Origin of the sequence: Candidatus Igneacidithiobacillus taiwanensis, from assembly GCF_031962545.1 — a bacterium.
GTDB classification, from domain to species: Bacteria; Pseudomonadota; Gammaproteobacteria; order Acidithiobacillales; family Acidithiobacillaceae; genus Igneacidithiobacillus; species Igneacidithiobacillus taiwanensis.
The window spans coordinates 1-10,173 of sequence record NZ_JAVRKK010000085.1; the positions used below are offsets into that span (position 1 = coordinate 1).

Genomic DNA, 10,173 nt, shown 5'->3' on the forward strand with positions numbered 1-10,173 from the left:
AGGGTCGTCCTCTGTCGGAGGTCGACGGCATCAATTATCGCGACGCCAATGGTCTACTGGTACGCACTCCTGACCGCGCCATGATCGAAGACATGGACGCCTTGCCCTTCGTTTCCGAGGTTTACAAGCGCGACCTACGCATCGAAAATTACTTTATCGGTTATCTCAAACACCCCTATATCTCGTTTTATACGGGCCGCGGCTGCCGCTCCCAGTGCACCTTTTGCCTTTGGCCGCAAACCGTTGGCGGACACCGCTACCGCACCCGCAGTGCTGCCAGCGTCATCGAGGAAGTCAAGTACATCCAGAAGGCCTTCCCGCAGGTGCAAGAAATCTTCTTTGATGACGACACCTTTACCGATGATCGGCCGCGAGCCGAAGAAATTGCTCGTGGTTTGGGCAAGCTTGGGGTAACTTGGTCTTGCAACGCCAAGGCTAATGTTCCTTACGAAACTCTCAAAGTCTTACGCGACAACGGCTTGCGTCTCTTGCTCGTGGGTTACGAGTCGGGTAACCAGCAGATCCTTAACAATATCAAGAAGGGCCTAAAAGTCGAGGCGGCGCGCAAGTTCACGGCGGACTGCCATAAACTCGGCATCACCATCCATGGCACCTTCATTCTGGGCTTGCCGGGCGAGACCCAGGAAACCATCCAGCAAACCATTCAGTTTGCCAAAGAGATCAACCCCCATACCATTCAGGTCTCCCTGGCGGCCCCGTATCCAGGTACCTACCTCTACAAGCAGGCCAAGGAACAGGGCTGGTTGACAGAGGAAGATGAATCGCACTTGGTCAATGATCGTGGTGTGCAGATCAGCCCGATGAGCTATCCGCATCTCAATCACACCGAGATTTTTGATTCCGTCGAGGTCATGTACAAAAAATTCTACTTCCGGGCGGGTAAGATTGCTGAAATCACCGGCGAGATGCTGCGCAGCTCACAAATGATGAAGCGTCGTCTGCGCGAGGGGGTCGAGTTCGTGCGCTTTTTGCGTCAGCGCCATGGTTGAGTGTGGTTGGCGAAGCTAGAGTCATCTTCAATGCCGATGATTATGGATTGGACCCCGCGGTCAATGCCGCGGTGGCCTCGGCCCATCGGCAGGGTGTACTCACCAGCGCCAGTCTGATGGTGGCGGCGCCGGCAGCTGCCGAGGCTGTGCGTTTGGCCCGAGAGCTACCAAAGCTTGGTGTCGGCTTGCACCTGACCTTGGTCGACGGTTCTCCGATTCTGCCGGCAGAGCAGGTGCCGGATTTGGTCGATACCCAGGGGCGGTTTGCTGCCGATCTCTGGCGGCGTGGGTTTCGCTACTTTTTCCTGCCGCGGGTGCGACGCCAGCTCGAAGCCGAAATTGCGGCACAATACGCGGCCTTTGCCGACTTTGGCCTGCCCCTCGATCACGTCAACGCCCACAAACACCTTCACGTTCACCCGACGGTTCTGCATTTGTTGATAGACATTGGCAAGCGTTTTGCGTTGCGTTCGGTGCGCATTCCGCGCGAGCCCCTAGCGTTGGCGCGGCAGCTGGCGCCCGTACAAGGCGCAGCTGCCCTTGGCGTTCGGCTACTCACGCCCTGGGTTGCCCGCATGCGTCGCGTCATTCAATCCCATGGCCTGTTTTGTAATGATGTCTTGCTTGGCTTGCAGTCGACGGGGCAGATGGATGGAGAGCACCTACGGCGCGCTCTGGCGATTGTCCCCGCCGGTCAGGTGACGGAACTGTATTTTCATCCTGCACTCGAGCAAAGCCCGAGCCTACGTGCCCTGATGCCCAACTATCGGCCCGTGGCAGAGTGGCAAGCACTTTCCGCCCGAGACTTGCCGGAACTCCTGCAGTCGCGGCACATACGAAAAGGAACCTATCGTGATTTCGCCCGCGGCTGAGCGTTTTCTCGCCCGCCTCGGGGAGATCTACATGCGGCGTCTTTGTCGCTTGATGCAGTGGAGTGTGCAGCGGGCGCGGCTGGTCTTGCTCTTGTATGCCGTTTCTGTGGTCCTCGGGGGCATCTTCATCGCTACCCATTTTGCGGTGAATACCGATACCAGTGATGTTTTGTCCCGCGATCTGCCTTTCCAGCAAGAACAACGCGCCTATAACAAGATCTTTCCGCAGGATCGCGACAGCATCGTTGTGGTGTTGCAAGGCAAGGATGCCAGTGCCACCCAAGCCGCGGTTCGGCGTGTGCAGAAATGGGCGCAGGCGCAGCCGCATTATTTTCGCAGTGTTTATGTGCCGGGTGGTGGCACATTCTTTCAGCGTAACGGCCTCTTGTATCTGCCGGTTTCTCAGGTGCGCGCGTTTGCCCAGCGAATCACCGATGCGCAGCCCCTCATCGCCAGCCTTTCCGCCAATCCTAGTTTGGCGGGATTGAGCGATTTGCTCAGTGAGGCCGTCGATCAGCGCCTCTCGCACGGTACGGACGTGCAAGGGCTCACCCCGGTATATGAAGCCTTCACCAAAAGCATCGATGGCGAGCTGGCTGGCAAGCCAGAACCGATTTCTTGGGCCAATCTGATGGGTGGCAGCCTGGCGCAGCTCGGCCCGAAACAAGGTTTTGTCATCCTCGAACCGGTGTTGAACTACGCCAGCCTGCAGCCGGCGGAGGCTTCCATCCAAGCCTTACGTAAGGGGTTGCATTCCCTTGGTATCGACGCCCAGCATGGGCTCGATGTTGGCATCACCGGCCAAGCGGTTCTCGATGCCGAGCAGCTCAAGACCGTGAGCCAAGGTGCTTTCAGTTCCCTTGCCCTGACTCTCGGTCTTGAGATTCTCTTGCTAATCCTTGCCCTACGCAGTACCCGCTTGGTAGTTGGTGTACTACTCAATCTGGTGGTAGGAATTTTGTTGACCACTACCTGGGCGCTGCTTGCCATTGGCCCCTTCAATCTGATTTCGGTATCGTTTGCGATCTTGTTCATTGGCTTGGGCATCGATTTTGGTATCCAATTCAGCCTTCGCTTTCGCGAGGAGCTTTTCAACGGTACCAGTCACGAGGAGGCCATGCGCCGAGTTGCCCGTGGCCTGGGAGCGGCCCTTTCTCTGGCGGCGGTGGCGGCGGCAATCAGCTTCTTTGCCTTCGTGCCAACGAGCTATGCCGGAATTGTGGATTTGGGCCTGATCTCCGGGTCGAGCATGCTCATCGGCCTGCTACTGACGATCACCTTGCTGCCCGCCTTCCTCACCATTTGGCCGCTATCGGTGCAAGCCCGTAAGCGCCTTGATTTCCCGCACTTTCGACGGGTGCCGACTCTTACTCGCTATCCCATTCATCGCTATGCCTGGATGGTGTTGATTGCGGTTGCCCTCCTGGCGGCAGCGGCGGTTCCGGCGGCACTGCGGGTGCGCTTCGATTTCAATCCCCTGCACATGATCGACCAGCATGCCGAGGGTGTGAAAGTCTTCGAATCCTTGCTTGCCAATCCCGACACCGCACCCTACCGCATCGACATCCTGGCGCCGAACCTACAACAGGCTGAGCTAATCGCTAAACGCGTACGTAAGGTGCCAACGGTCGCCAGAGCCATCACCCTTGCCGATTATCTACCTGCGGATCAGGAGCCCAAACTCGCTATCCTCAATAACTTGCAGATTTTGGTACCGCCATTTTCGCTGTTGATGCCGGCGACGATTGCCCCACCCGGCCCAGATACCGCGGGTAAACTACAAAAACTGCAGGCGAAGCTGCAAGAATTGGCGGCTCGGGAGCAAACGCCCCAGGGAGCCGCTGCCGGTGCCTTGGCCGCTGCATTGCAACGCTTCTTGGAAAAAGATGGGGGCAATGCCAAGGCTCTGGCATCGCTGCAGGCTACGCTTTTGGGCACCCTACCCGACGAACTCCAGCAACTCGGTCAGGCGCTCCTTGCCTCGCAAGTCACCCTCGATACTCTGCCCCAGGACCTGCGCAGCCGATATCTGGCCGCCGATGGTCAGGCGCGGGTTGAAGTCTTTCCCAAAGAAAACCTCGCCGACAATGTGAAAATGCTGCAATTTGTGAACAGTGTGCGGCAAGTCGAGCCACACGCGGTGGGAACGCCGGTGATGCTGGTAGAGGGCGGGGAAGCGGTGCTCGGAGCCTTCCAAGAGGCTACCTATGTCGCCGTAGCGGGCATTGCCCTCCTGCTGCTCATCTCTCTGCGCCGCTATCGCGACATGCTGCTGATCGTTTTGCCCCTGCTCCTTGCCGCTCTCTTTACCGTAGCGGCGATGTCCTTGCTTGGGGTGAGCTTCAATCTCGGCAATATCATCGTGTTGCCCTTGCTCATTGGGCTCGGGGTGGCCTTTGGCATTTATATCGTTCTGCGCTGGCGCAGTGGGGTTGATGTTGCTCACCTGCTGCAAACCTCGACCCCCATGGCGGTATTCTTCAGCGGTCTCACGACCTTGAGCGCCTTTGGCAGCATGGCGCTTTCGGTCGATCCGGGTATGGCGAGCCTTGGCGATGCCTTGAGCATTGCCTTGGTCATCGTCTTGCTCTGTATTTTGATTGTATTACCGGCCTTGCTTCTACTATTTACTTCCTCTCCCAAAGAGGAGGGTATTGCACAAGATGAGGGCAGCTGAGGTTTCCAGTGCGGCATCGAAGGGGTGGGGCTCGCTGCTGCTGATTGCCCTGGGCCTCATTTTCACTGGCTACCTCGTCTGGTATGCGGGCGTGGGTGAAATCCTCGACATTGTGCGTCAGGGATCTTGGCTCTTATGGCTGATCGTTCCTGTGCATGTGTTGGTGATTGGTCTCGATGCGATGAGTTGGCGCTGGCTGCTCTATGGCATGCCCAATCGTCCACGGCTCGGTAAGTTGACTTGGCTGGCGCTTCTGCGCGAGGCCATCAATGGTCTTTTGCCCGTTGCCCGCGTGGGTGGCGAGCTGATCGGCATTCGCCTTTTGGCACGCATGGGGGTTTCGACTTACCAAGCCGCAGCGAGCGTGGTAGTAGAGGTTGGCCTGACCCTGGTCAGTCAGTTCTTGTTTACGCTGTTGGGCTTTTTCTTGCTCTTATCCTGGAGTGCAGATCTCTCCCTGCGCAACGAAGTAGCTTACGCTCTGCTGACTACTTTGCCGGTTCTGCTCCTGCTTTTTTGGTTGCAGCAACGATATGGTCTTTTTTCCCTCTTGCTGCGGCTACAGGAGCGATTGTTGCGTGGTCGCGATTTCCTGGCGTTCCTCGGGAATCTCCAGCAGCTGGATGAAGAGATTCGCAACATCTTTCGGCGCCGCTGGGCATTGCTGCGCGCCAATGCCTGGCAGTTGGCGGGGCTCTTTGCCGGTGCCGGTGAGTTATGGCTCAGTTTTTATCTATTAGGCCACCCCGTTTCTGCTAGCGCCGCAATTTTGCTGGAGAGTTTGGGGCAGGCCTTGCGCAGTGTGGCCTTCTTTATGCCGGGAGCCTTGGGCGTGCAGGAAGGCGGCTTCATGCTCTTTGGTGCCGTGGTTGGGGTCCCCGCGGATCTCGCTTTGGTCTACTCTCTCTTGCGCCGTTTTCGTGAACTCTTCTTGGGGCTGCCCTTGTTGCTGTCCTGGTATATGATGGAGGGGTGGAATTTCCGCCTGCTTTGGCGCAAAAAAAGAGGTTCGCAGGAGAAAATGGTATGAGCGTGACGATGGATGAGATGACGGCGCAAGGGCATCGCGAGTTATTCTGCCAGTTTTTTCATGACACCCACATCGACTTTGATCCACGGCAGATCTCGTGGCCGGAGTTAGATGCGGCTGCCGAGCAACGACTCAAATCCCTGCCGTTCTGGGGTGAAGCGGTGGCCACGGAAAGTGTTACCGCACGCATGGTGCAGCATATGGCAGATGCCGAGACGGATCCGCTAGTGAAGGCCGCTATTGCCCTCGATGGTTTCGAGGAGCGTCGCCACGCCGAACTCTTGCAGGCCTTGGTGCAGCATTATGGTATCCAGATTCCACCGCCGCCGCCTCCGCCGCGCATCCGCGATCCCTATTGGGAGTTTCTGTTTACGGGATATGGCGAGTGTTTGGACTCGTATTTTGCCTTTGGTCTTTTTGCCGCCGCGCGAGACTCCGGTTTTTTCCCGGCGGCATTGGTACAGATCTTCGAGCCCATCATGCAAGAAGAGGCCCGTCATATCATTTTTTTCATCAATTGGCTCCATTGGTACCGGCAACAGCTGCCCTGGTGGAAGAAGATCGTCCTCGAGTGGCAACGCCTCCAGGTAATTGCCTTGCAGGCTTGGGCACGCATCCAAACCGCTCGCGGTATGGGCGGCGGCGAAGAAAACTTTACTATGACTGGCCATGAGCAGGTCAGTCAGGACATGAGCCTCGGCAAGCTCCTGGCTCTCTGCCGCCAAGAAAACGAGCGTCGATTCGCTCCTTATGATGCGCGCCTACTGCGCCCAAAGCTTGCGCCGCGGATTGCCAATTTCTTGTTTTTCTTTCTGTCTCGGCGCAAAGCTGCGTAACAATTCGGGTGCTGGGTAACATACGCTTCGGTATGTTATAGTATAGAAAGTCACATTCATTTCGGGAATGCTTGCCCCGAGGAAAGGAGAGATTCGACAATGGCAGTGCCACTGATACAAAGCTATCGGGTTGGACGATACATCATTGGGCAAAAGCTTCGCGGTAATCGCAAGTACCCCCTGGTTCTCATGCTCGAACCGCTTTTTCGTTGTAACTTGGCTTGCGCCGGTTGCGGCAAAATCGACTATCCTGACGATGTATTGGACCGACGCCTGTCGGTGGAAGAGTGCATTGGTGCTGCAGAAGAATGTGGGGCGCCGATTGTTTCGATTGCTGGCGGCGAACCGCTGATTCACAAAGAAATGCCGCAGATCGTCGATGGTCTCATCCAGCGCAAGCGCTTTGTGTATTTGTGCACCAATGCCTTGCTACTGAAAAAACGTATGGACGACTATCGACCCTCTCCATATCTGACTTTTTCCGTACATCTGGATGGCAACGAGCATCGCCACGACGACTCTGTCTGCCAGCCGGGCACGTATCGGCGTGCTGTAGAGGCCATTCGCGAAGCGGTGCAGAAGGGCTTCCGCGTCACCGTCAATTGCACCTTGTTTCAAGGGGAAGGTGCCGAGGAGGTAGCCAATTTTCTCGACGACTGCAAGGCAATGGGAGTCGAGGGTGTAACTATCTCGCCGGGATTCAACTACGAGCGTGCGCCACAGCAGGAAGTTTTCATCAAGCGGCAAGCCTCGCGTCAACTCTTTCGTGATATCTTTCGTATCGGTAAGGAGCGCAAGTCGAAGTGGCGTTTCAACCAATCGAGTTTGTTCCTCGATTTTTTGGCGGGTAACCAAACCTACCAATGTACTCCATGGGGCAATCCCACCCGCAATATTTTCGGTTGGCAGAAGCCTTGCTATCTGTTGGTAAGCGAGGGATATGCCTCGAGTTTCAGAGAACTCATGGAAGAAACTCCCTGGGATCGCTATGGCGTAGGAAACAACAGCAAGTGCGATCAGTGCCAGGTACACTCCGGATTCGAGCCGACGGCAGTGAACGATACCTTTGCCCATCCACTCAAAGCGCTAAAGGTAGCTCTCTTTGGGCCACGAACATCGGGGCCAATGGCGCCGGATATGCCCCCGAGTTCTTCGGATTCCGCACCCAGGCGGCCGGTGTTCCCCTTGCGGGTGGAGCGTTGAGGCAGGCTCTTCGGTACAGGGAGGTGGTGTCATGATGCGTAAGTCGCGACTCTTGGGCGCGTTTATGGCGGTTGGTCTGCTTGGACTCGGTAGCCCTGTGCTGTGGGCGGCCGATGCCGTCGCCAGCTCGCAAAAGGCCGCGCTGGATAGCCCAAAAGCCAGTATCGAGACCCTCGACCAGGCCCTGCTGCAAACCATGCAGGCAGGCAAGGCGGCGGGGTATGCGGGACGCTATAAGATCATTGCGCCGGTTCTCGCCAAGGTTTTTGATTTCGATAAAATCGCGCAACTCGCTTTGGGTTCGGAGTGGTCGAAGCTCAGTGCCGCGGAGCAAAAGCAGTTCGTGAGCGTATTGGCGAAGTATACCGCAGCGACCTATGCCGGACGCTTTGATGAATACGATGGCGAGCGTTTTGCGGTGGTCGATACCCAGGAATTGCGTCCTGGGACCATGGGGGTGTTTACGACCTTCACCATGAAAAGCGGCCGTGTGCATCGTTTCGATTACCTATTGGAGCAGTCGGCCAACAAGGAATGGCGCGTGGTCAATGTAGTGGCCGATGGCGTTAGCGACCTTTCCCTAAAGCGCGCCGAGTATACGGAACTGCTCAAAAGCAAAGGCTTCCCGGCCTTGCTCGCCCACCTGCGGCGTCAAATTCAAGACTATGCCTCGGGAGCGAAGTCGTGAATTTGGGGCGTACTGCCATCGTTTTGGGTTGTGCCGCCATGCTCTGTTTGAGTGGTTGTGCGACGGTGCAGGGGCCGAATGGGCAGAGCAGCTCCAATGATCCACTAGAGCCGATCAACAAGCCAATTTTTAACGCCAACCTCTGGCTTTTCCGAAACGTCTTGGGACCGGTCAACCAAGGCTACGAGGCGGTAACCCCCAAATTTTTTCGCACCAGCGTGAGTAATGTGTTTGCGAATGCGGATATGCCCTACGTATTCGTAAACGATTTTCTGCAGGGCCGGGTTCAGCTAGGTATGTCGGGGCTGAGCCGCTTTCTGGTGAATACCATCTTCGGCTTGGGCGGCATCTTCGATGTTGCCAACAAGCTCGATCTACCCAAGCAGAGTAACAACTTTGGCGTGACCCTTGGGGTATGGGGGGTGCCGCAAGGACCCTATCTGGTGCTTCCTTTTTATGGCCCCAGCTCGCTGCGGAATCTTCCGGGGCTGGCGCTCGCGATTTATACGGCGCCGCCGTATTATTTTCCCAGTAGCAATGCGCAGTGGGCCTGGTCTGGTATGGGCATCATCAACACCGGTCATGTCGATGCGCCGCAGGTGCGGATGGTGGAAGATGCGGTGAATCCCTATGTTTTTGCCCGCAATGCCTGGGAGCAGCACGAGCAGTTTTTGATCGACGGTGGCAAAGTGAACAAGAGCCAGTTGCTGGAGGGCCTGGACTTGCCGCCAGCTACGGCGACCACGGATTCTGCCGCTGCCACACCTTGAAGGAAGAAAGCTTGGAAGCAGAAATCGTTAGACGTATTGCGCACTTGAGTCGAATTGCTCTACCCGAGTCCGAGCTGGCCCAAGTGGCTGGTCAGTTGGACAGTATCTTTGCTCTGGTTGCACAGATGCAAGCGGTGCCCACGGAAGGGATTGAACCCATGGCGCATCCCCTGGATTTGCAACAGCCCTTGCGGGCGGATCAACTCCGTTCTGAAACACCCTCGCGAGAAGAGCTCTTGGCCTCTGCACCCCGGGCCGAGGACGGTCTTTTTCTGGTTCCCAAAGTCATCGAATAAGGTAGGCGCATGGAACTCCACCAACTGGAACTGGCGGAGCTCGCCGAAGGGCTACGCAAAAAAAATTTTTCTGCCGTAGAGCTCACGCAGGCTCTACTACGGCGTATCGAGGCGGCGCAGGGCACCATCAATGCGTTCATCAGCATTGCAGCAGAGACGGCGCTGCAGCAGGCGCAGAGCGCCGATCGGCGGCGAGCCCAAGGAGAGTCCTCTCCCTTATTGGGCATCCCTCTCGCCCACAAGGATATTTTTTGCACGCGGGGGTTGCGCACCACCTGCGGTTCCAAGATGCTCTCCAACTTTGTCTCGCCCTATGATGCTACCGTGGTGCGGCGGCTGCAGGAGGCAGGGACGGTATCCCTCGGCAAACTCAACATGGACGAGTTTGCGATGGGCTCTTCCAACGAGACCAGCTATTTTGGGCCAGTACGTAATCCCTGGAACCTGGGGTGTGTGCCTGGTGGTTCCTCGGGCGGCTCCGCAGCGGCGGTGGCAGCGCGTTTGATTCCGGCGGCCACGGGTACCGATACCGGGGGCTCGATTCGCCAGCCAGCGGCTTTCTGCGGCATAACTGGTCTCAAACCGACCTATGGGCGAGTATCTCGTTACGGCATGATCGCTTTTGCTTCGAGCCTCGACCAAGGCGGTCCCATGGCCCGCTCGGCAGCCGACTGCGCCTTGCTCATGGATGCGATGGCCGGCCATGATCCCCTCGATTCCACCAGTCACCCCCAGGGCGGCGGTCGATTCAGTGCCGCCTTGGGGCGCAGCTTGCAAGGCTTGCGCGTGGG

Annotated in this window: 10 protein-coding genes; all 10 read left to right on the plus strand. The window is 57.1% G+C overall.

Annotated elements, in window-relative coordinates; genetic code table 11:
- Window positions 1-1,010: hopanoid biosynthesis associated radical SAM protein HpnJ (gene hpnJ / locus RTI30_RS10085; RefSeq protein ID WP_312283721.1), on the plus strand; the 1,010-nt coding region annotated here is incomplete at its 5' end.
- A 2-nt stretch (window positions 1,011-1,012) separates the two neighbouring features.
- Complete coding sequence (gene hpnK, locus RTI30_RS10090) at window positions 1,013-1,882, plus strand: hopanoid biosynthesis-associated protein HpnK (protein WP_312261189.1); 870 nt, start codon at window positions 1,013-1,015, stop codon at window positions 1,880-1,882.
- Window positions 1,863-4,559 carry an MMPL family transporter gene (locus tag RTI30_RS10095; RefSeq protein ID WP_312261114.1) on the plus strand — a complete coding sequence of 899 codons (2,697 nt, stop codon included), beginning with the start codon at window positions 1,863-1,865 and terminating at the stop codon, window positions 4,557-4,559. Before hpnK ends, RTI30_RS10095 begins: the two co-directional genes overlap by 20 nt.
- Window positions 4,546-5,589 (plus strand): flippase-like domain-containing protein, encoded by a 1,044-nt coding sequence (locus tag RTI30_RS10100; protein WP_312261115.1) that lies wholly within the window; start codon window positions 4,546-4,548, stop codon window positions 5,587-5,589. The genes RTI30_RS10095 and RTI30_RS10100 overlap by 14 nt, the downstream gene beginning before the upstream one ends.
- A complete protein-coding gene (locus RTI30_RS10105) occupies window positions 5,586-6,425 on the plus strand; it encodes a ferritin-like domain-containing protein (RefSeq protein WP_312261117.1) in 840 nt (279 codons plus the stop codon). Before RTI30_RS10100 ends, RTI30_RS10105 begins: the two co-directional genes overlap by 4 nt.
- A 99-nt stretch (window positions 6,426-6,524) precedes the next feature.
- Window positions 6,525-7,628, plus strand: a complete 1,104-nt coding sequence (gene hpnH / locus RTI30_RS10110; protein WP_312261119.1) for an adenosyl-hopene transferase HpnH — start codon at window positions 6,525-6,527, stop codon at window positions 7,626-7,628.
- 31 nt (window positions 7,629-7,659) lie between these two features.
- Window positions 7,660-8,316, plus strand: coding sequence for an ABC transporter substrate-binding protein (locus tag RTI30_RS10115; RefSeq protein WP_312261121.1), 657 nt, complete (start codon window positions 7,660-7,662; stop codon window positions 8,314-8,316).
- Window positions 8,313-9,086, plus strand: coding sequence for a VacJ family lipoprotein (locus RTI30_RS10120; protein WP_312261123.1), 774 nt, complete (start codon window positions 8,313-8,315; stop codon window positions 9,084-9,086). The genes RTI30_RS10115 and RTI30_RS10120 overlap by 4 nt, the downstream gene beginning before the upstream one ends.
- Before the next feature lie 11 nt (window positions 9,087-9,097).
- Entirely contained in the window at window positions 9,098-9,382 is a 285-nt protein-coding gene (gatC, locus tag RTI30_RS10125; RefSeq protein WP_312261125.1) for an Asp-tRNA(Asn)/Glu-tRNA(Gln) amidotransferase subunit GatC, read from the plus strand.
- Between the two features lie 9 nt (window positions 9,383-9,391).
- A partial coding sequence (locus RTI30_RS10130; protein ID WP_312283722.1) for an amidase occupies window positions 9,392-10,173 on the plus strand: 782 nt, incomplete at its 3' end.

Coding starts and splice junctions, on each gene's coding strand:
- RTI30_RS10100 (WP_312261115.1), top strand. CDS start 4,546: ATGAGGGCAGCTGAGGTTTCCAGTGCGGCATCGAAGGGGTGGGGCTCG.
- RTI30_RS10105 (WP_312261117.1), top strand. CDS start 5,586: ATGAGCGTGACGATGGATGAGATGACGGCGCAAGGGCATCGCGAGTTA.
- hpnH (WP_312261119.1), top strand. CDS start 6,525: ATGGCAGTGCCACTGATACAAAGCTATCGGGTTGGACGATACATCATT.
- RTI30_RS10115 (WP_312261121.1), top strand. CDS start 7,660: ATGATGCGTAAGTCGCGACTCTTGGGCGCGTTTATGGCGGTTGGTCTG.